Origin of the sequence: Paenibacillus chitinolyticus NBRC 15660 (genome assembly GCF_000739915.1) — a bacterium.
Lineage (GTDB): Bacteria > Bacillota > Bacilli > Paenibacillales > NBRC-103111 > Paenibacillus_F > Paenibacillus_F chitinolyticus.
Map to the genome: position 1 here is coordinate 111,512 of NZ_BBJT01000004.1, position 20,840 is coordinate 132,351.

Annotated in this window: 21 protein-coding genes; all 21 read right to left on the minus strand. The window is 38.0% G+C overall.

The window, feature by feature from the left end; genetic code table 11:
* Positions 1-9: 9 nt before the first annotated feature.
* On the minus strand, positions 10-408 hold the full coding sequence (locus PCH01S_RS10465; protein WP_042229086.1) for a phage holin family protein: 399 nt from the start codon (positions 406-408) through the stop codon (positions 10-12).
* A gap of 73 nt (positions 409-481) precedes the next feature.
* Positions 482-619 carry an XkdX family protein gene (locus tag PCH01S_RS29705; protein ID WP_084706572.1) on the minus strand — a complete coding sequence of 46 codons (138 nt, stop codon included), beginning with the start codon at positions 617-619 and terminating at the stop codon, positions 482-484.
* A gap of 13 nt (positions 620-632) precedes the next feature.
* On the minus strand, positions 633-917 hold the full coding sequence (locus PCH01S_RS10470) for a hypothetical protein (RefSeq protein WP_042229087.1): 285 nt from the start codon (positions 915-917) through the stop codon (positions 633-635).
* Positions 918-929: 12 nt separating this feature from the next.
* Complete coding sequence (locus PCH01S_RS30380) at positions 930-2,519, minus strand: hypothetical protein (RefSeq protein ID WP_129112459.1); 1,590 nt, start codon at positions 2,517-2,519, stop codon at positions 930-932.
* Positions 2,516-2,845 carry a hypothetical protein gene (locus PCH01S_RS29710; RefSeq protein ID WP_084706573.1) on the minus strand — a complete coding sequence of 110 codons (330 nt, stop codon included), beginning with the start codon at positions 2,843-2,845 and terminating at the stop codon, positions 2,516-2,518. Before PCH01S_RS29710 ends, PCH01S_RS30380 begins: the two co-directional genes overlap by 4 nt.
* Before the next feature lies 1 nt (position 2,846).
* A complete protein-coding gene (locus PCH01S_RS10475; RefSeq protein ID WP_042229088.1) occupies positions 2,847-3,464 on the minus strand; it encodes a hypothetical protein in 618 nt (205 codons plus the stop codon).
* A 4-nt stretch (positions 3,465-3,468) separates the two neighbouring features.
* The gene (locus PCH01S_RS10480) at positions 3,469-4,476 is read right to left on the minus strand and encodes a hypothetical protein (RefSeq protein ID WP_042229089.1); all 1,008 of its coding nucleotides are present in this window, start codon (positions 4,474-4,476) and stop codon (positions 3,469-3,471) included.
* A gap of 18 nt (positions 4,477-4,494) precedes the next feature.
* Positions 4,495-5,838, minus strand: a complete 1,344-nt coding sequence (locus tag PCH01S_RS10485) for a hypothetical protein (RefSeq protein ID WP_042229090.1) — start codon at positions 5,836-5,838, stop codon at positions 4,495-4,497.
* Positions 5,839-5,850: 12 nt separating this feature from the next.
* The gene (locus PCH01S_RS10490; RefSeq protein WP_042229092.1) at positions 5,851-7,029 is read right to left on the minus strand and encodes a hypothetical protein; all 1,179 of its coding nucleotides are present in this window, start codon (positions 7,027-7,029) and stop codon (positions 5,851-5,853) included.
* 11 nt (positions 7,030-7,040) lie between these two features.
* Positions 7,041-7,895, minus strand: a complete 855-nt coding sequence (locus PCH01S_RS10495) for a hypothetical protein (RefSeq protein WP_042229094.1) — start codon at positions 7,893-7,895, stop codon at positions 7,041-7,043.
* 46 nt (positions 7,896-7,941) lie between these two features.
* Positions 7,942-13,524 carry a phage tail tape measure protein gene (locus PCH01S_RS10500; RefSeq protein WP_042229095.1) on the minus strand — a complete coding sequence of 1,861 codons (5,583 nt, stop codon included), beginning with the start codon at positions 13,522-13,524 and terminating at the stop codon, positions 7,942-7,944.
* Between the two features lie 58 nt (positions 13,525-13,582).
* Positions 13,583-14,014, minus strand: a complete 432-nt coding sequence (locus PCH01S_RS10505; RefSeq protein WP_042229097.1) for a hypothetical protein — start codon at positions 14,012-14,014, stop codon at positions 13,583-13,585.
* Positions 14,007-14,537: a hypothetical protein gene (locus PCH01S_RS10510; protein ID WP_042229098.1), complete on the minus strand. Its 531-nt coding sequence runs from the start codon at positions 14,535-14,537 to the stop codon at positions 14,007-14,009. Before PCH01S_RS10510 ends, PCH01S_RS10505 begins: the two co-directional genes overlap by 8 nt.
* Before the next feature lie 113 nt (positions 14,538-14,650).
* A complete protein-coding gene (locus tag PCH01S_RS10515; RefSeq protein ID WP_042229099.1) occupies positions 14,651-15,385 on the minus strand; it encodes a hypothetical protein in 735 nt (244 codons plus the stop codon).
* Between the two features lie 42 nt (positions 15,386-15,427).
* Complete coding sequence (locus tag PCH01S_RS10520) at positions 15,428-16,147, minus strand: hypothetical protein (protein WP_042229100.1); 720 nt, start codon at positions 16,145-16,147, stop codon at positions 15,428-15,430.
* 500 nt (positions 16,148-16,647) lie between these two features.
* On the minus strand, positions 16,648-17,292 hold the full coding sequence (locus PCH01S_RS10530) for a hypothetical protein (protein WP_042229101.1): 645 nt from the start codon (positions 17,290-17,292) through the stop codon (positions 16,648-16,650).
* A 4-nt stretch (positions 17,293-17,296) separates the two neighbouring features.
* Positions 17,297-17,728 carry a hypothetical protein gene (locus tag PCH01S_RS10535; protein WP_042229102.1) on the minus strand — a complete coding sequence of 144 codons (432 nt, stop codon included), beginning with the start codon at positions 17,726-17,728 and terminating at the stop codon, positions 17,297-17,299.
* Positions 17,729-17,740: 12 nt separating this feature from the next.
* Positions 17,741-18,235: a hypothetical protein gene (locus PCH01S_RS10540; protein WP_042229104.1), complete on the minus strand. Its 495-nt coding sequence runs from the start codon at positions 18,233-18,235 to the stop codon at positions 17,741-17,743.
* 48 nt (positions 18,236-18,283) lie between these two features.
* A complete protein-coding gene (locus PCH01S_RS10545) occupies positions 18,284-19,255 on the minus strand; it encodes a hypothetical protein (RefSeq protein WP_042229105.1) in 972 nt (323 codons plus the stop codon).
* Between the two features lie 28 nt (positions 19,256-19,283).
* Positions 19,284-19,763 (minus strand): hypothetical protein, encoded by a 480-nt coding sequence (locus PCH01S_RS10550; RefSeq protein ID WP_042229107.1) that lies wholly within the window; start codon positions 19,761-19,763, stop codon positions 19,284-19,286.
* A 54-nt stretch (positions 19,764-19,817) separates the two neighbouring features.
* Complete coding sequence (locus tag PCH01S_RS10555) at positions 19,818-20,828, minus strand: coiled-coil domain-containing protein (protein ID WP_042229109.1); 1,011 nt, start codon at positions 20,826-20,828, stop codon at positions 19,818-19,820.
* Positions 20,829-20,840: the final 12 nt, after the last annotated feature.

Consider the following 20,840-nt stretch of genomic DNA (forward strand, 5'->3'; position numbering starts at 1 on the left):
ATTCATCACCTACTTCTGATTCTTATTTCGTAGCACAGTAATGATTTGTTTGAGTTGTTCTGGAATGAGTACATCGATGCGTCCAAGGTTTTCGATAATAGAGATGGTTTCATTCGCAATGTAAAAATATATTGCTGCATCCATCAAGATCCCATTCAGATTCATAATGCCATCAAACCAATGACACATTGCGATAACTACAAAAATAAATACTTTTTTGCTTATACCAATAAAACCTACACGAGAGCTTAGCCCAGTTCCGTCTTTAATCGATGCCACAATACCGGTTACTTGGTCAATTACTACGAGAGCAACAAGAACCCCTAATACTGCAGACCAACCGCCGAATGCGTATGTAGTAATAGTTGCTCCTGTACTAAAGATAAGTTTCAAAATTGATTCATTCAATTTTTATCCTCCTAATTAATAAGGAGGCCTCACATTCACGAGACCCTTTATACATATATTTTATTCATTTACTCTATATAGAGTAATCTTCATCAGTAATTTGTTTATATTGAGCAACAGTTATTTTATTTTTAATCACAAATACCTTAACATTATCATTCGTATAATAACCGGCATCGTAGTACGTTTTTACCGTCTTAAACCAATCCATGTTTTCAGCTCCTTTATAATAGCCCGTTTTCAGTTAAGGCAAGAAGCATCTGTGCATTTTGTGCTTTGAGCTCCTCAACTTGTTGTTCAAGTGTTGGTCCTTTGTATATTTCTTCATACCTGTAAGAAAGCACTTTTGTTTCTTTATCATATGTAAGAAATGAATAATGAGTATTCATTTTATCTTGGTCCAACATAGGGGCATTAACTTCTATAGCCTCTTTAGGTGCAAATTCTTTTTCAAAGAATGTTGAAGTTAGATCACCGTTTTCATTAAGTAGAATATAGGCTTTAGACATCTTTTGACCTCCTTATATATAATAAGCGTTTAGGTAATAAACAGTAGCAGAATTATATCCAGAATCAGCGCATGCAAGATAATTACTACCATCCCACGAAGCCATGCTAGGCGCATATCCACTGGTAAAAAACGAATTGGGTATTAACATTGGCGTAGTTTTAGTATTGCCGTCTAATAGATATACACCTTTAGAGCTACTAAGTCCACAAAGTGCATAACCAGTATCGTCTAAAGTTGCGTATCCAGCCCAGTATCCACCCGGAAGACCTCTATAAAATCCTTCAGTTGGATAATAAGTATCCGGGTTCATTTCAAGCATCATAGTTATTTCAGTGCCATTTAATCCTGAAGGCAATGGACCAGAACCTATTACGGCATTACTGTCTCCAATAGCTATAAGCTTACCTGTAGAAGGTACATATAAAATCTTGTTGGTTCTTGAAAAATAATAATTGCCATATGTACTAAATAATCTTTTGCCAAATTCATTGTTACTTGTTGTACCTGTACCTTGAAGTTTATTATAGTCAGAGTAACCCGTACTTTTAACATAAATATATCTTCCATCGGGTGTTATTGCTATAGATTCTGTTCGACCTGATCCTCCGGAAATAAAGCCTGATGATGTACCTGATGCCATATTATATCTAACAATAGTATTGCTCCCGTCGCCACTTCCCAGATAAGAACCATAAATAAAAAGTTCACCGTTTGTATCTTCAAAAAAACCAGTTGGAGAAAAAGATATATAGTTAGTTGGCGCTTGCCATATTACTGCACCATCAGACATACGATATTTAATCACTGTAAGATTGTAATAAGTACTAGACTCACCCGATATTTGATCAACTTTAGTTAAGAATCCATAAAGGCCGTCTTTAGAGACATAAACACCTGAGTGAGACGGTGCATTAGTACCTAGACTATTTTTCCATCTTTCAGTTCCGTTTTCGTTCAAACAAACTATAAACGATCTATAATTTGTTGTATAATTCGGGTTACTCCACCAATAATAATACCAAGCTAAAAATGAACCTTTTCTACCAGCAATATTTATTTGGCCATTTTTTGCGCCATCCGTGAACGGAATTGTATAGGTGAATTTTTGTAATAGTCTATATGGCTTAGATGAGGGAAAGGGAATCCATTCTCCAACACCATATTTAAGACCTGTACCTTTTACACCTCCAATCCAAACATCCTGACGAATATTTTCAGGCTTGATATTCGCGTCCCCTGCTACAATACCGCCTGAATAATAACCTGGTGAGATTAATTGATTGTTAGGAGAAACGTTAAATGTTGGAGCACCTCTATTAGACATTGTACCTGCTACACTTGCAATTGTTGTACCAGTTAAAACTTTATCCGCGGGTACGTTCACTTGTGTTATCTTGCTACTGGCATGGATGCCATCTGGAATTGATACAGTACTTGTTCCGCTTGGTGTAAATGTCATAGCTCCACGATCAGGCAAAGTTCCAACTAAATCAGTATCAATTTCAGACGAAAATGTTTTACCTGCTCTTACATCGCTTGGCTGAACATCACCAGATGCCCCAGGCTTGATCCTCATGTCTCCTAAACGGCGAATACTCATACACACTCAACTCCAGAGATATAAACTGAAATAGCGTTTGCTGTACCTTGAGAAACTTGAATCGTGTCACCGCTATGGAGAACCGATGACAGATCAACACTAATACTGTCATTTGGTTTAACCGGATAACTAGCGATAATTTTATTTGCATTCGTTGCCGTCTGTCCATTGGGCACAAGATGAATAGTTACAGTAGAAACAGCAGCCGTATTATTCGCAATATGTATATTTTTCACAATCGTTGTTGTTAACGCTGGAACGGTATACGCTGTCGAAACAGTCATACCCGGCTGATTCACATATAATCTTTTTGGCGTATTGATCATTTTATACCCCCATCCAATATGCTATCTCTAAATTTGATTTGATTTCATTCATCGCTTTCACAATATTGCTCTGATCAGTCGTATTAAGAGTAGACAAAACGCCGACTTTATTATCTACTCTTATGCTGTCAGATCGAAGTTCATTGGCCACTTTAACAAGAGATTGTTTATTTACAGTCTCCAAATCCCCCATGACACCAATATCATTTCGTAAAGCTCCTGCCGTGGTTCCATCAAGATAAGTAATTACATTTTCCTTTTTTTGTTCAATGGTTTGTAGGGCAGAGTCCTTTGTGGTCTGGACTGTATTTTTGGCTGCATCTACGTAGTTTGTAAATTCCCCCTGCTTGGTTAAGATATAACCTTCTACATTATCCTTAATGAAGATTTCCATGTTAACCAAGGCATCTTGGAACCTATTAAAATCATCGGCAGAAATAAACTTTTCCCGATACTGCACTGTTAAATTAGCTAACTCAGTCTCTTCTGAGGGAGTACGGCTGGCTTTTAATTTTAATTCCTGAAACCTTTGTATTCCTGGAATGTCTTGAGCTTGAATTTCATAGTGTTTTTGAAATTGATCTATCGCTAAAGGAAACGTAGATAAATTAACTGCCATATTTCTAATTCACCTCACCAAATATATTCATGTCTCCGCCAATCTGTTGAATGCATAAAAAATAGCCATTTCCGGTTAGCGGCTGGCTGGCGTAATGCGAACGGTAGTTGTAAACTTCTCTAAATAGGTGAAAACGTTGATCGTCGTCCCAATACTGAAGAGTCATGATTCCGTTCTGTCCTTTTAAAACCAATAAATCTGTATAAGATTTGATGTCCTCAAACCACAGTTTCAATGTAAAGTCTGCGTCCACATGAAATCCGTCTGTAAATGTAAAAACATCATCGCGCAGGTCTAGTTTCTCTCCATTTAGATAAACAGGCTGCTTAGTGGTACTTCCAATAATCTGAATTGTTTTCCATGACAATTGAATTCCGGCATTCTTAATGTTCTTCGCATCAAGATTAATGCTGATGTCAGGCTGCAGATAACTAACAGAGAATGGTATCAAACCACTCGTACCAACGGAACCTTTATTGCTTGTCGCTTGGAACTCAACAAAATAAGATGAACCGCTTTTTAAATAATTAATTAAATAAACAAGTGGAGTTGACATCCTTACATTAGACTGGCTAATTAGCGTTTTATCTTTGTCATATAAGAAAGAAATCCATGATCTGAGCGGAATATCTTCATTCTGACTATAGGTCGCAGAAAACTCATACGATTGGGAATTTACGATGCCAATGGGAGATACAGAAACATTTGGTCTAGATGATGTTTGGAATATTTCCGTGTCCGAGACTGCAAAGTTGTTACCCGAATCCCATATTGTAACTTTCACTTTCAATTCGTACCCATTTGGCAAAGCAAATGCTGGAAGAGAATAGGTTTTCGCAAACGATGTTATTCGACCGCTATCATAAATTAAGTTGTTATCTTGGTTTCTATAAATCTGAACCTGAAATCCTGTACTCATGTCACCAGAACTTTGCCAAGATACTTTTATGGAATCCTTCGCATCGACAGTCGTACCCTTTAAGCTGATATTATAGGGCTTTTGTATAGCCAATAAATCACCTCATTTCTTTTAGTATTTGGATATAAGAATTTTTGCAGAAACAAAACCCTCGCCGAGATAACCGTAGGCTCCAAAGTCTGTGAAGGTCGCATTTATAGCGCCAAATTGTTTAAGTGAGCCGTTGGACTGAACACCGATTACGCCTGCTATAAATGTGTTACTCTTATTCCATGTTGAGTCGGGATAGTTAAAATTAAAGTCTGTTCCGTTAACAGTTGCATTTGCTACTAGAGTAGCGGAGACGGTTCTTTCCTTTAATTTCATATTTCCTTCCATATCCATGGACATGATATCTTTCCAGTTTTCTGCTTGATGTCCTACGTTCTTAGGCTTCATTCGTAAAACAAATTTAACTTCCTCCATAGAAGCCTGGTTAGAGTATGGGTTATGGTATCCTTGATCATAAAAATCAATTGGGCTAACTAGCCCCCAGAAGAAGCTATTTCTGTTGTTTTGATCGCTTCCGTGCATTCCATGAAAGGCGTTCCACAGGTTGCCGTTATATGCGTAGCCATATTGCTCATATTCTTTTGAAGAATCTACACTTCCACCGTTAAACTTGTTTAAAGATACACGCTTGAAGGGACTCGTACCATTCCCGTCTATTTCAAATCCAGCACCACCAATTGTCATGCCGCCATAGGAATCACACATAAAGACATTATTCCAGCCTAACATGATTCCAAATTCACGCCACGATCCGTCTGATTGTACTGCACCTATATCTTCATTCGTCATATCTCTAGCCGGATCATTGACCCCATATGCTGATTTACCGTTTGCTTTCCACAGGTTTACGCCTTGATTTGAATAGTCGCCAAAGTTTTCTTCACCTGGATATGTACCCATGCCTTGAAATTGCCAGCCAAAAGAATAGTTATTTACATTTTTTCTTTTAAAACGCTTCGTTTTGTAATCGTAGTAGGCATTAACAAGAATCCACAATTCAGAATACTGAACCCCGCCGCGCGTCCCTTGAATGACAGTAAAATTGTAAGGCGCTGTTAATCCCGATTCTTCCTTATGGTTAAGGGATAGATTTCCTAGTACTTGGTTTGCCACACTATTGCCGGTATAATTCTCATCTGCAAACCGTTTATAAGGAACAAATTTATTTTTCGAGTCTCCATTTACATAAACGACGTAAACAAGATCTCCTTTGATAAAATTCACATCTGGATTACACGGAACGTCTTGGGAAGTCGCCGAGCCATTTATTGAAATACTTAGGAGAGTCTTATTTTTCACCTTCATTACCGTGCCTAAATGCCAATGCCCAATTGCTAAATTGTTCTCTTTTAATTCGATATTTACAATTTGTCTAACCGCTTTTATAAAATCTTCATTCGTCAACCGATCACCTCCTTAGATAAAATTCCAATCGGCTATAACGCGACGATACTTCATGCATTCGCAGTTCATTAATTGTGGAGTTAATGGGAGTGAAAAACTCTGCAAAAGATATTTGCCTGTTACCGAATTTTCTACGTCTTCAATCTCAATGACATCGTTTGCGTCATGCAAATGGTTTGGACTTAAGGACAAAGAAACGCGCTCTGCATAACCTAGCCGATTCATAAGCTCGTATTTAGCTCTCCATTTACATTCTTCATTTGTTGCAAGCAAACTGTCAGGATTGCCGCTGTTATGCTCATAGGTAATTTCGCCAATCTTCTCAATAGAATAGGGATGGCCTTTCCATAATGGATTAGTTTCCGTAATAATAAGCTCAAATCTACTCTCAGCAATTTGGCTCGATCCGCCTAAAACCATAATTCGATTAGCTAATTGATTTTCATCAAACTTACGAACGTTTCCAGCATAGAAGCGTTCATTCGGATCGCCATGCACATACATCCATACTGAGGGAGATTGTTCAAATTGATTCAAATCGATCTTACGCAACCGAAGATACCCATTTACATCATAAAAAAGCTCACACTTAGCAAGTAGAGCCAGATCAGACATTGCTTTATAAATATTGTCGCTTGGTTGAAAAGTAAACGTGTATGGAATCGTTTCTGTAATAGGGTCAAAGTTAAATTGCGTTTCACCATATTTTTGAGCTAATACTCTTATGATGGCTCCGATGTTTCCGCCAGCATCTATTGTTGTTTCAGTTCTAAATTTCCCACGTTTGTCTGTACACAAGAACATCTTGTCCATACCGCTAAGACTGGTTATTTTGCCTTCAACCGTATGGCTATCTTCAGGCTCAGTTAGAATGAATACCCCTTGTGGAATATATTCAATTTCACCTGTTCTTAGCTTTAAACCCGTGAATACCTTAACACGCTTATCTATCCAAATAAGATTGTCTTCGCCAAAATTAAATTCGTTCTTACGGTTCATGAGCTTAAATGAAAAGCTGCGTCTCACTGGGCGAGAAGCATCCACAGAAATGGAGCCTGAATCCTGTGCTGTGATTTGCTTTGTAAATTCACTAATGTAATTCATTTGCGCATCATAAAACTCAAATTTTAAATACATTTGTTTAATTGGACTTTTTAAAGCAGCCAAATAATCAGATGAGCAATATTGCATGTTTCACCTTCTTACTCATTCATAAACTCGTTGTAATCTTGAATTTCAAGAAAATCTATGGTTAAAACACCGTAATCATAATCTCTCCATGTATTTAGAGGTGTGCTAAAACTTGGGTTACTGCAGTCACAGACAAAGATTCTACCCGTATCGGATTTAACAATAAAAGGTCTATGATCACGAATAAACGTATTCACGATCTTCTCATAGTTCTGTCCAGAACGTTCGAACTCGCTTGGAATAATTGCAGTGCTTAGAGAAAAAGTGTGATAATCCTTATCGAAATAATATACAGAAGGATAACGAGAGAGGGTTTCAATTACCGTTCTACCTTGATTTAAAGCTGTTTCGACACTACCGATTTCACCTATTGCTGAATCAAATCCAAGTGTATTATCTGTTTCTTTATCCACCAACCACCAGCCAACAAAATCAGATTTCACATGAACTTCAACCGGCTTGCCTTCCAGGTCATTTTGGGCAATAGGAACGATTGTATAAATTAACTCATCATTTGGTTGCGTGTAATCTTCGTAGTTGATGCTGAGATTATTTACAAAAGGAATGTGGTCAAGCGTAACAGAATCGATTTCATTGACTCTTCGGCGCTTAATTGCAAAGGATACAATCTCTAATCCACTATTGGAAATATTGCCACCTTCTAGATCACCGACGAATTTAAATATCGCTCTATGGTCAATTTCCCATTTGGTTTTGTTCTTGTCCGTCGGCATATCTGTACGATCTCGGATCTCTAATTCATCGTAGATACCACCCTTTAACTCACCATAGAAGATGTCTTTTATTGCGTTTCCTGGACTATGGAAAAACTGTGTTCCATAAAAATCGTATCCGATAATTGTCATAATTCACCTCCATAAAAAAAGAAAGAGAGGCCTAAACCTCTCCATATTAAGTCCTATTTGATTTAATTAAATTATTCAATCCGCTAAACAACTCGGTAGGGTTATTCGCTTGAATTGTAAAATTAGATAAGTTATACGTAGGTCCTGCTATTGCTTGATTGTTTCTAATTGGAGTATCAGGAATAGTGTTGCGTACATTTCCTAAGATGCTTCCAACAAAATTAATTGGTTGCATGATGATGCTTTTTAGTTTGGCTATGTGGTCCTGCGTAAATACTTCTTCTCCAAGCTTTAGAATAGCGGGAACTTCATTACTGGCTAGTGGAGCAGAACCAACTACGCCACCCGTATGATACTTAGGAACGATTGCAGAAGAAGGAGCTGCGCCTCCAGACATAGAAGCCATAGCCGCCATTATAGCCTGCATCTGCCGAAGTCTGTCTTGAGCTGCTGACACCATCGAGTCAAGTCTTGAGATCGCACCGTTTTTATATTCATCTAGAACTTTGTGAAACTCAATTGAGCCATTTTTAGTATTCTCGACCATTTCTTTGAGGTGCTTTTTAAGGTCTTCTGCCTCTTTGTCATAAATGGTTTTAAGAGCATCGATCTTCGTTTGAGTATCCTGGGTAAGAAATTGATTTAACTGAGACAGATAACCGGCGTACATATTCATACTGTCTAATTCAGATTGATGAACTTGTCTTAGCGTATCTAGGCGCGCCTGTTCATTTGCAATTTCAGTATCATAATGAGACTTCAACTGACCAATTTTGTTCTGTACATCCTGTAAACCAATCCGATACAAATCCTCAAGACTTTTAACGTACAGCTTTTGGGATTCGAGTTCGTTTTGATGAATACCTTTAGTCTTATCCAGTTGTTCCTGCAGTTTTTGAATAGTCTCATTCTTGGTTTTCTCAAGCTGATCAATGCTGTCTTGGAGAGCCTTCTTAACGTCTTCGCGTTCGTACTGCTTTAAAAGCTCGTCGCGCTGCTTCTCTAATTCAGCAACCTTACCCTTGTCGTAAGTAAGAATTTCCTTGCCATCTGCACCGATATAAGAAAACCGCTTATCATTCTTAACTTTATCAAGCTCGTCATTAATATCTTTGAGTTTCTTTAAGCGATCCTCTTTATCAATTTGCTCATCAAGATTCTTTAATGCTTCTTTCTGCTTATTGATTTCATCGTCATAAGATTTCTCTTTTGTTTTAATTAGTTGAGCGAGAGCTTCTTCTTCATTCTTGTACTGTAACTCTCTGGCTCGGATGGAATCGTTAAGCAAATCAATTTGAGTCTTCAACCCATTAATGTATTTAGTCTGCTCTGTAATTGAGGACGAGGAAAAGTTAGCGTTGTTTTGATAATTCTTAATCGCTTCAGCTATCTCGGTAACTTTCTTTTTATAATCCGCTAAATCAGTGCGCGTACCTAATGTGGATTCAACGAAATTACCTTTAACATACTTACCATCTAATGCATCTAAAGCAGACAAGATAGAATTAATCGAAGTGTTGAAATCGGTCGAATTAAACGTATCTTTGACCTCAAGGGCTTTATTCAAACCTTCAATAATCTTATCGTTTCTCTGCTGATGAAGTTTAATTTGATTTTCTAACGACGCCTCTTGCATCCGATATGCGGTTTCAGTCTGCTTAATAAGCGCGTTCGTTTCATTCATAATCTTTTTGATATTGTTGGCAAACTGAATCTGTCCATCAATCATATTTTTGAGCTGATCTGCGTTTTGATACGGCATTTCCATGATACTTTTCATGTTGGCCGCGAGTCCAGTAATGTTACCTTTATAAGCATTAAGCCGCGTTCTAGCTTCGTCAGAAGTATCTATAGGCGAGTATCCATTCGGGTATTTCTTATCAATCATATCGATACTTGCCATGATTGCATCTACTGAATCTGCAAGTTCACCCGGATTAAACGACTCCTTTGTCTCCATCTTTTTACGAAGCTTCTCAATTGTTTCATCTGCAGCTTGAGATGCTTTCTCCATTACCTTGTTGAAGTCTTCCTCATACTTAGACAAGAGTTCTTGTCTGACACGATATACTTCTTTATCCGCATTTAACCGTTCTTCTGTCCCTTGCTCATACCTAGCCTGGACACGTTCCCAAGCAGCCAATTCATCTTCCAAAGATAGCCGCTTATAATACTTCTCTTGATCAATCCAATTCTTAGAAATATCGAATTGTTCTTTATTGTACTTGGCTATGCTTTCGGTAATCTTCTTCTGAGTCGATTCAACTGCAACTTGATAATCCCACCAATTATTGCTGAGTTGGCTAAGATTGTTTTCTTTCTGTTCAAGTTGCTTGAGTAAGTCATTTTCTTGTTTTTGATTGAGTTTACCAACGGCAATTTTGTTCTTAACATCCGATATCTCCGAGCGAAGTCGTTCAGCTTCGTTATGGGCAAGAGCTTGCATCTTCTTCCGAATATCAACTTGCTTCGTTAACTCGTCGCGATAATCCTTAGACGTGTCAGGATAACGATTGATAATAGCTTCCGATTCCCTGAGTTCATCATCTAGACTTCGCAATGCACGTTCATATTCGTTGATTTTATACTTTTCGGTTTCATCATAAGCTGACGGTTCAGACTTTGTTTTAGCATTTTTCTCTTTTGGCGTTTTAGTCTTAGATGAAGATACACCCAAATTAGGGTTATCTAATGTTTTCTGCAAAACAGCAATTTGAGCATCAAAGCCAGTCATTTCACTGATAAAGCCTCTTAATGCATCTCTTGTTGCGTTGGCCTCTGCTAATTGAGCTTTCTTTTGCTGTTCAAATTTCTCTCTATATTGATTAGGAATTGTTGCAACTTTAAATCCTAATTCCTCTTCAATGCCTGGTTTAGAATTCTCAATAATTTTTCTGTTTACATCTTCAAGCTTACCTTTAGCTTCAGCTACACTTCTAATTGCTCCGATTTCTTTTCCATAAGCTTGCATCCGTGCAATAGTATTAGATATAGCGGCGGCCGTAGAAGCTTTCTCATTTTCCAGGTCCGCTTTCGCTTTATCAATTTTAGCCTGTCTAACTTTATCTAATGCTGACTTCTCAATAGTAAAACCTTCTGCGCTAATCTGTACGTAACTAGCCAATTCGGGATATTGCAATATTAAATCTTGAGTGGCTTCACTGGACAAAGCCTGACCTTTTGTTACATCATGGATAGCGTTATTTAAAGTTTTCAATTCATTAGTTGTAGTATTAAATTGCTTAATGAAATTTTGATTCTTAGCTATGCCGGTTGCAACTTGATCATTGTTATCTTGTAGAGCATCTGTGTTATTTTCAATCTCACCAGTCTGTTCATTGAAAGCTCCGCTTAATTGATCGGTACTACCTTTAGCTTTATCTTGAGTCTGCGTAAGTTTATCTAATGCTCTTTCTCTCTCAACAAATTGAGTCTTCTTCTGCTCAAGACCATTCTTGTCGTTTACTACCTCTGCATATTCTTTTAGGCTTGCACCGCTAGTTTCAAGGAGCCTTTTAAAATCACTATACTGCTTTTGTAAATTCTTGAGTTCTCCCTCTTTTACTATGGCCTTCGAAACATCGCCAGATTCATAAAGAGTTTTAATTTCACTCTTCATTTTCTTTACCGTGTTCGTGAAATTAATTGCAGCCTGTTCAGCGGTTCGAGCATCAAATAGCTTTTGGTAAACTTGTAAGTCACTAAACTCTTTAGAAACATTCGTACCAAACTTTTTTATCTTATCTTCTGCTTTCGCAATTTCGGTATTCACATTGTTGAGTTCGATACCATTAGCCAATTTAGCCTGTTCGACCTGCTCTTTTGTCATCTGTCTTAAAGATTCGATGTACTCATTAGCTTTTTCTTTGTTGAGTGAAAGAGAGTCGCCATATTTTCCTGTATGTTCAATTAATTGAGGGGCAATGCTGTTAATTTGGTTCAGTACAGACTGTAATTCCTTTTGTTTCTCACTGTTACCTGTAGCTAGTGGTTCAAGCTTGTTATATTGGTCAACTAGACTTTGAATGTTATCGGCATTCATTCGAGTTTGATTGGCGTTTTCGGCAAGGGCTTGAGAGTTAGCCTCTACAGATTTTGTGCCACCCATGAATGCAGATATCAACATTTCCACACCAATTAGCGCGATACCTACCCATCCAAAAGCTGATTTTAGACCGATTCCAGCAGCTTTTAATGCATTAAACGCCTTAACTAATCCATATACGCCTGCAGCAGCTAAAGGTAAATAGATATTCAATCCATGAGTAGCCTCTGTAAGCGATGTGAAGCCTTTAACCATGCCAGTTATTGAACTTACAATTGCACTAAACGCACTCTTTACTCCGCTATTCCCAATTGTTATAGCAAGGTTTTGCCAAGCTGCACTATTTAGATTCAACTTTGCCTGAAGTGAATCCATGTATTTTTCATTTTCACGGAATGCAGATCCCTGAGAAGTGAGAGAAGTTTGAGTCGCTTTAATAGCAATATCAAAATTACCCATCAAAGCCAGGAATCGCGTCAATTGATACTTACCCGCAATGCTTAACGCTGTATGCTGTTGTTGAGTCATAGATAGCGACTTCCATTTGCTACCCAGCTCATTAATAATTTCAGATGCCTTACGATTCTGTCCATTTACATCCGTAATCGCTACTCCAACTTCGGCAAGAGCAGTAGCAGCCTTTTTGCTGTATAGACTGGAGAAGATAGACTTTTGAGCATTACCAATAATATTACCGCTTTCTCTTGTTACCTCGCCAATCGCCGCTGTATAGCCAATTAACTGATCTAGGCTAACTCCGTAAGTAGCAGCCGTAGCACCAGCCTTTTCCATACTTTGTGACAATGTCTTAGTGGTAATTGAATAGTCGTTATCTACTTGATTCAGCTTATCGACAATTTGGATGGTATCTTTTGCTTCAATCTTATATGCCTTCATTGCCGCGATTAGATTGGACATAGCTTCTTTTGGACTTAAATCAGATACATTAGATGCAAGTGTTGCTGTCCTGGTTATATCCAAAGCTTCTTGAGCAGCATACCCTGCTTGTGCCGCGTCAATTAAAGCCTCATTAATCTTGGTTATCTTTTGCCCCAACTCATTTGCCATAGCAATTGAGCCGTTCAGCATTTCTTCAAAGTTTGTATCAGCATCCATGACACGCTTAAGGTGAGTCATCTGGGTATCAACTTCAACAATAACCTGGAGCATTTCTTCCATGGCTCTCTTGCTACCATAAATAGCAGTGGTGGCTACTCCCCAGGTAAGTGTACCTGCAATTGCAGAAGCCATGGCTTCGCCTATACCTGTTACATGTGTTCTACTTGCTTGTGCTGTATTTCCTAATGTTCTCAGTTGATTGTCAGTATCACTTAAAGATCTTCTAAAGTTGTTTACTGCATTCGTATTTTGAAAAGTTTTATTTAATTCCTCTAACTGCTTCTTTAACTTCTCTATAGCCCCAGTAAAGATTTGGATATTTTTGGTAAAATTCTGGTCAACATCAATTCTTAGTTGCAGTTTGTCTATCTTCTTATCTAAGGCAGCTACTGCTTTATTGATCTCAGTTGTTGTTTTCCCAACGTTTAAACCGGCAGTAATTAATATCCTCAAATCATCAGCCATTGTCTCACTCCTTTAAAGGAAATAAAAAAGAAGCGACACAATGATCGCTTCCTAGTGCTTACTGTTCTGTTCTAATTCCTTGTCTTTCTAACCCAAGCTTCATTGCTTTTATGTGGGATTTCGAAGTTTTAAGTTCTTGCCGAGTGGCGCCAGTAAACGCTCTTGGTTTATTGGTATAATCAAATGAATAATAGTAACCCTGCCCAGTCTCCACTATCTCCACTACGTTCCTATTCCCATCTGAACGAATATTCTCAATTGAAACTGTATCATCATTGATCATCTGTACTCTAATATTGTTTGGGTCAGTTAAACCACCATGATCCTTTTCACGTTCATACACCTTGGGCTCATATACGTCATATACAACTTCATCAATCTTCTTCATCATTGCTTCAACCGTGTTAGTGGCAACCTCATTTTTTAAAGCTAAATTTGCTTTCGTCTGTATGTATCGTTGAAGTTCTTTAATTGAATTAAAATCAGGCATTTTCCTGATTCCAGTTAAGCAGCTCTTTGTTCTGGATATTCAATTTATCTACTCTTTCGCTCATCTTCTTGCTCAATTCCGTGTTCTGCTCAATTAGATTCTGATAATCATCCAATCGTTTGAATATCATTTCATACACCTTTTCGACTTCACTCTTATCAAAATGTATTTCAAGCTTTCTAACATATACGTTGTCGGCAAGCTTGGTAAACAGGTCTAATTTTGTCGAAAATTCAGAAGGCATTTCAGAAACAATCGTTGAAAAGTGAACAACTACATGTAGATATAGGAATTTGGCAATTGTGCTGTCATCCTCAATTTTCCCTTGGTGCTTCTCATACTCTTCTAAGAAATTCGCCAATTGCTCAATCATCGTTTCGATTCGAGATGGACGGAACTTTTCATAAACCTCTGTATAAGCCCCATCATCAAATACAACCTTTTTCAAATTGTCGTATTGCTCATCCTGGACAGTAACTTGCTCAAGTGTAAGTTCCAGTTTTTTATTTTTTGCTTTTGTCATTTTTATCCTCCCTATTGTAAAAAGCCATATTCAGCAACCTTTTATCAGGTTTCTCAAGATGAATTTCTAATAAAAAATAGGGTAGAAACCAAAAGGAATCTACCCTCTACAAATTAAGTTAGCGGAATACGTACAATTTGACCAATAACGTTGCCGTCCTTTGGTTTAAGCACTTTCAAATCAAATTGCTGCGCTTGACCGTTTCTCTCGGAAGCCGTTTTAACCGAGAAGTTCCCCGTAGGGACTGCGCTTTCGAAAATGTACTGAATCTTATACAGAGGTGTCTCGTCGTTATCAATCTCAAGAGTCTCAAGAATTAGCTTTGTACCCTTTGCAAATACACTGTTGTCAATGTTAATGGTTTCTGTCTTTGCAGAGGTGGCATATTGATAAGTCCTAACATCGACTTTTTCACCTGCAGTAACACCCGTTGTAAAGGTTACATCTTTATTAGAGAGTGTGTAATTAGCCTTTGAGACAAGGGTTCCGTCAGCTTTGTAAATTACTAATGTATCAGCAATCGGTGCTTCAGGAAGCGAAATCTTGATCGTAGTCGTGCCGCTGGCGGTGTACCATTCTGGCATAGCATATGCTTTGCCTGCTCCTGTCACAATAGTCTGTCCTAGCTGTCTAGCCATCCAATCATAACGGAACAGACTATCTGTCATCTTCACAGAGATATCACGGTCAGAGTGTAGAACACCTTGCAGTGCATTACCACGACCACCGCGAACCTCGTTTTCCTTTACGTTAAAATCAATATCCCCACTTTGAAGAGTAGTTGATGCAAAAGTTTGACCACTCGGGTCAACTAAAAGTGCGATAAATACGTCAGCAATCAATGCCATTTAAAAATTCCTCCTAAAATAAAATAAAGAGCTTTCGCCCTTTTATTTTTTCAATGCTTTATTTAAATTATTTAGATTATCTTTACCAACGAATAAGTTATCGTAAGGATTTTCAAACATATTGATTTCCTCTGCAAAATGCTCGATAGAAACTTTTTCAGCACCAGCACATTTCATCGCAATCGAAGTGTGATAACTCTTATCTCTCGCTATGCGTTTGAAATCAGCAGTTAATTGATAAATGGTTTGTTCCCCAATTTGGTCATAGGTTTTGCCAGTAATTACAGAGACCGTTGTAATCATGTCTTCGAAGGTGATAGGGATTCCGTTCTTGCTCTTTGCTTCAATTGCCTTATTGGCCCATTCTTGTGTGAGCTTATTTTTGTAAACCTTTTGCTCAAACAGCAGGTTCTGTCGCATGACAATTCTGCGAAAGCTATCATAATTACCGCTATACACCTTCTTATCACCACTTATGATAAAAGAGCAGCCGTTTTTGTCTTCGTGAAGTTGAGGATCGTAACCTGTCACTAACTTAATAAGCAGTTTAAGCTGTCGTATCATCTCGACATCTTTATAACCGTATACTATAAGATCTAATAGAGGGTATTCTTGATATTCGTTAGAGAAATGATTCTTATTTATGTAGAGGACATTTCTACAATCATTAAACTCGTCGTAGTCCTTTACTTTGATGGGGAATATTTCTCCTGCTTCCTGAATCACTTCTGGTTTTCCTAAGATATACTTAACGGATTCCATCTAGTTAACACTTTGAATCGAGTATGTAAGCTGAAAGCCGCTGTAAGATTGGTTATATCTTACATGCCTACAGTCCGAGAACGTCAAATCCTTGATACCTACTCTTATTTTCCCATTAAGAGCCTCGTCAACTTCATGCATGATTGCATAAGGCCTCATTTCTCCTGTACCATTCATCCTCCACAAATCATTGTGGACTATGATATCGATATTTAATTGACCAGATTTAATCGCTTGGTTTGAAGTCAATCTGAACCGATCTAGAATAATGCATAAGTAACTGCCCACCTCTTTGTCGGTTTCTGGAACATGACTGTAAGGAAAAATCTTAGAGTAAATCAGTTCGCCAGTGTCCATAATGTCAATCTCAGCGTAAGGATTATTCGAATTGAATTTGAGCAATTTGCAAAGATTTTGATTAGCAATCAGTTTAAGAACGGTTTCATTTATATACTTATTCAAGTTTTTAAAATATGCCAAATATTTATCACGCCCCTTCCTCAGATGCCAGGCTTAGACGTCTTCTCGTTCTTAAAATTAGCGATACATTCATCGACGTTGTCAATATAAGTGTTAATTGTGTCTTCAAGTAATGTGATGACTATGATGTTTTCTCTAGATAACCCATCAATTGCTGTGATTTTCCAACCCCTGTTATCAAAAATGAATCTTTTTGATTTGGCGAATTTGAGCGTATCGCTGTTACGTTGAATCAAAATTCTTCGTTCTTCATCGGGGAGATTGACTACTCTTCCCATCTCAATTCCTAAGCTATTTATTACATTATCCAACAGGAAAGGAATCTCTTTAATACTGCCCGTTTCATTCAACCATCTAATAAGCGAATGGCATTTACGCACCTTAACTGACCAAAAGAAATTTCTGTCCTCTGGACTAAACAGAACAAGGAAACATTGATTGTTAGCTTGAATATAATCTCCACAATGAATGTTATATTCGCTTTTTTTAATGAGAATAATTAGGTCAACGTCTTTTTGCCACTCATTTGCATCGTTTATCACAGCTTCATAAGAAACAGCGCCTGCAGTAAAATCATTAATCTTAACTTTGCTTTTTTCACATAGATCGAAAAGAATCTCTTCACTGTCTGAATTAGGAGACATCCATTTGCTGTAGTCTTTCATGTATTCACCCTAACTTTGATACCCCTTTTAGAATTCCCCTCGTGAACATCCTGTTAGTTTCCCGTGTAAGACGACCTGTTATTTCTTTAAGAGCAACTATTTTAGCTTGCAACCCCGTTACCTGTAATTCCGATCTTTTGTTGAAATGATTAGCAAGCCTTAGACAACTATTCAGCTCACGCTCCATATAGCTTTTGTAAATCAGCTTTCCGAGTAAACGAATATGATGTCGGGGAATATCATTTAAAATTTCTGTCTTATTGGAATCGTAAACAATCTCTTCGCCAAAGTTTTCTTCATATTCGTAGGCAGCAGAATCTAAAAAGGTATCAACAATGTTGTCGGGAACATTTACATCTAATTCAGGGTGTTTCGCCAGATCTTCATTTATCGATGAGTAAAATACATCATATATTTTTTCTAATGTGACAGACATTTCTCACCAACTTTACTTCTTTGAAATCATGCTTGATTTAGTTGTTTCTGATTCGCTTGGAGCTTCTTCCGTAACCGACATTCCTGTAGCTGTTTCGATTACTTTCACCTTTTTAGCATCCATGGACTCATTATTGTACTGTTCTCTCGCAAGCAGGACAATCTTCTCTTTAGTCCCATCGCTTGTATCAGCCGCGAGAATTGCCTCAAGCTGCTTTGCGTCAGATTCCTTTACAAGTTCGCCTAACTCTTCTCTAGAGAGTGCATTGATATCAACTTGATCACCGTCTTCAAGTCCAAATTCAATCCGAACATCCTTGTTATCAATATATAGATGTCCTCTTTGAATTAATTTGCATGAGTTAAAAATGTTAAGCACATTATCAAAGGATACCTCTTTGTAGTTGCCGGGTTTAGGCAAAACAATCGGCTTCCCGTCGGTCAATACAATTCCAAGTGAACCTGTTGGCATATTGTTGACCACTCTAATCATTTTTGTTTTAGTCATATAGCCTCCCTTAATATAAGGAGGGGAAATCCCCCTCCATTTGTTTGATTACAGCGAAGAATTCTCGTACAAAGCCATATGATTAATTGCTAGTACAGAGATACCGGCTTTACGATAGTACTCTTTTGTTGTAGACCAGTCGCGCTCTTGTTTATCACGAATATGCATACTGCCTTCAAGTACAATCTTTACTGGCTTGTCAGCATTAACAGGAGCCATGTAAATATAGCCGTCATCAAGCAGTTTTTGCGCGTTTGTTTCGTCGGTAAAAGAGTTAGGCAATTCCACTACATCAGAACCCTTATATTTGCCTACATGTCCAAGATTACGAATATCAAGTCGGTCAGCTTCGGATGTTTTATTCCAATCAAAGCCTGCACCATTAGAGATACCAGTAAGTCCTACCGCTGTTCCAAAGATAACTGGTTTGCCGTATGCCTGGACTGTACCTTTCAACTTATCAAATTCAGCCTGCATGAAAGAGCCGCCAACAAACCGATTTGCATTATTTGTAGTGCCGAATGCACCAATCAGCGCATCCTGAATACCTGCATAAATTTGATCCATAATCGCACCAACAAGTTGGTTGATCATATCAGCAAAGTCAACACGTCCAGTAATCAAGTCCTCGTATTCAGCATAAACCGCACCACTGATTGGTGCTGTTTGTGTAGTGAACGTTCCTTTGTACAACTTTTGACGCGGTTGCTCAACACCGAGTGCAGTATAGGCGGCAGTAATCTTTCCATTCTTAACGTGCCACTTCTTAGTTACACCGTCCTGAACTTGGGATACATCTGCAAATACTCCCAATCGTTCAGTGATTTTAATTGGCAAAATAGCATCAACTGTTTGCTCAATAACCTCATTAATCAGAATCTCATTACGACGATAATCCTTCCCCAATTCAGCTAGATATGCCCGCATACCTTCTACACGTTGTTCAGGTGTAAATTTAGGATCGGTACTTCTACCAAGAGCTGCATCAACGGCACAGTTCAAAATACGTTGTTCAATCATTTATGTATTCCTCCAGTATATTAATTATTTACTTTACAATTTTAACTTGAACAGCATTGTCACCGTTCAGTTTAGTTTTACCAATCACTTCAACAGTTAGATAGGCAGTAGTGTCAGCAGCGGCATAGAACACAAGCTTACCGCTAGGTTGTACATGTCCTTTATCTCCAACTTGAATAGAATTAAAGTCGCCGCGCGGAGAAGTACCACCTGTATAACCAATTGCAGTAACAGTAAAGATGTCACCGGCTACTTTCTCATAGGTACGGGGTTTTAAATTAGACCCCGCCTTATTAATGAAGTCACCTTCATTCTTGCTTTCATATTGATGACATACGGAAGCCACCAATACAACACGGTCAGTCACCGCTGCTGGAAGTTTTAGTTCACCATTTACTTCATCCTGTACTACAAATTGCCCATTCTCCAAATCAACCTTTGCTTTAAGTCGGCCATCTGGTGTACCAGACACACGATCCAGACGCACAATACCATATTTATTTGCCATTTCTATCTGTTCCTCCTTAGATTAAAAAACAGCCATCAAAGGCTGATTAGTTTTTTACATATTGAACTTTGTAAGCTCGTCATTGCCAAGGTCTTTTTGCTTGGTTACAGAAAAGAAACTGCCACCAGTCGAATTGTTAAGCCTAATTGATTCCTTATACTTTTGAGCACAAATTTCATTCACTTTGAATTGAACTTTAGTGAACTCTTTAGCTTCCGCTACTTCGTTAACCAATGTAAGCTCTTGTTCACTTAGGCTTTCTTTTACCTCTGCAATCAAGGCGTTAATTTTGTCTACTTCTGCCTTCTCCAATGTGTCGTTCTTATACTTAGACAAATCATCTACTTGAGCAGTTAGCATTTCTTTCTCTTTCCCAAGTGTCGTTACCGCTTGATTCGCTTCATTTAGTTGAGCGGTAAGAGTCGCTACCTGGGCTTCGAGTTTTTCTTTTTCAATCTTCATTTCCTCTAGACTCACTTTTTCTTTTCCTCCTTTAGTCAATTGAGCAACTAATTTTAATGCCTTACTTGATGGTTCTGCAGGAACCGATACAAGACAATCCGAAACTAATAAGTTCCCCGGATGGGCATCAATAATAAGCCAATTGTTTTCATCGACTCTATATTCTTGAGCAATCACTTCAACACTAAAATTTAGACCAGATGTTACATATAGCTCATTTATTACTTTCACTAGGTCTTCATTTCGTTTGCTGATCCTCGCTGTTCCATGTAATTCTGCAATCCCATTTTCATCATACTTCTTCTCAAAAGAAACGTAGTTCCCAATCTGTTGAGTAAAAAACTTATTCAGAAATTCGGAATATTGATGTCCAAGACCATCATAGTCATTTTCAAGCAATCTTTCTAAATCGACAACCAGTGGAAGACCATTATATTTATTCTGATTCTGAACAATTTCATCGATAAAGCTCTCAGTGAAATAGTAATTGTTCAGGTTCACTGCATTTCGCATGAGAAGAATGTCCATTTCCAGAAACAATGGATTACTGTTTTCTTCACTTAGAACTGTTTTTAGGGAATTCAATACAAGCTGTTTCTGCAATCAATCACCTCC

What these genes read in the sequence shown, in the direction of transcription:
- PCH01S_RS10530 (WP_042229101.1), bottom strand. Translation starts at nt 17,292, where the DNA reads ATGAAAGACTACAGCAAATGGATGTCTCCTAATTCAGACAGTGAAGAG.
- PCH01S_RS29710 (WP_084706573.1), bottom strand. Translation starts at nt 2,845, where the DNA reads ATGATCAATACGCCAAAAAGATTATATGTGAATCAGCCGGGTATGACT.
- PCH01S_RS10550 (WP_042229107.1), bottom strand. Translation starts at nt 19,763, where the DNA reads ATGGCAAATAAATATGGTATTGTGCGTCTGGATCGTGTGTCTGGTACA.
- PCH01S_RS10510 (WP_042229098.1), bottom strand. Translation starts at nt 14,537, where the DNA reads ATGACAAAAGCAAAAAATAAAAAACTGGAACTTACACTTGAGCAAGTT.
- PCH01S_RS10500 (WP_042229095.1), bottom strand. Translation starts at nt 13,524, where the DNA reads ATGGCTGATGATTTGAGGATATTAATTACTGCCGGTTTAAACGTTGGG.
- PCH01S_RS10495 (WP_042229094.1), bottom strand. Translation starts at nt 7,895, where the DNA reads ATGACAATTATCGGATACGATTTTTATGGAACACAGTTTTTCCATAGT.
- PCH01S_RS10470 (WP_042229087.1), bottom strand. Translation starts at nt 917, where the DNA reads ATGTCTAAAGCCTATATTCTACTTAATGAAAACGGTGATCTAACTTCA.
- PCH01S_RS10535 (WP_042229102.1), bottom strand. Translation starts at nt 17,728, where the DNA reads ATGTCTGTCACATTAGAAAAAATATATGATGTATTTTACTCATCGATA.
- PCH01S_RS30380 (WP_129112459.1), bottom strand. Translation starts at nt 2,519, where the DNA reads ATGAGTATTCGCCGTTTAGGAGACATGAGGATCAAGCCTGGGGCATCT.
- PCH01S_RS10545 (WP_042229105.1), bottom strand. Translation starts at nt 19,255, where the DNA reads ATGATTGAACAACGTATTTTGAACTGTGCCGTTGATGCAGCTCTTGGT.
- PCH01S_RS10490 (WP_042229092.1), bottom strand. Translation starts at nt 7,029, where the DNA reads ATGCAATATTGCTCATCTGATTATTTGGCTGCTTTAAAAAGTCCAATT.
- PCH01S_RS10515 (WP_042229099.1), bottom strand. Translation starts at nt 15,385, where the DNA reads ATGGCATTGATTGCTGACGTATTTATCGCACTTTTAGTTGACCCGAGT.
- PCH01S_RS29705 (WP_084706572.1), bottom strand. Translation starts at nt 619, where the DNA reads ATGGATTGGTTTAAGACGGTAAAAACGTACTACGATGCCGGTTATTAT.
- PCH01S_RS10505 (WP_042229097.1), bottom strand. Translation starts at nt 14,014, where the DNA reads ATGCCTGATTTTAATTCAATTAAAGAACTTCAACGATACATACAGACG.
- PCH01S_RS10520 (WP_042229100.1), bottom strand. Translation starts at nt 16,147, where the DNA reads ATGGAATCCGTTAAGTATATCTTAGGAAAACCAGAAGTGATTCAGGAA.
- PCH01S_RS10540 (WP_042229104.1), bottom strand. Translation starts at nt 18,235, where the DNA reads ATGACTAAAACAAAAATGATTAGAGTGGTCAACAATATGCCAACAGGT.
- PCH01S_RS10475 (WP_042229088.1), bottom strand. Translation starts at nt 3,464, where the DNA reads ATGGCAGTTAATTTATCTACGTTTCCTTTAGCGATAGATCAATTTCAA.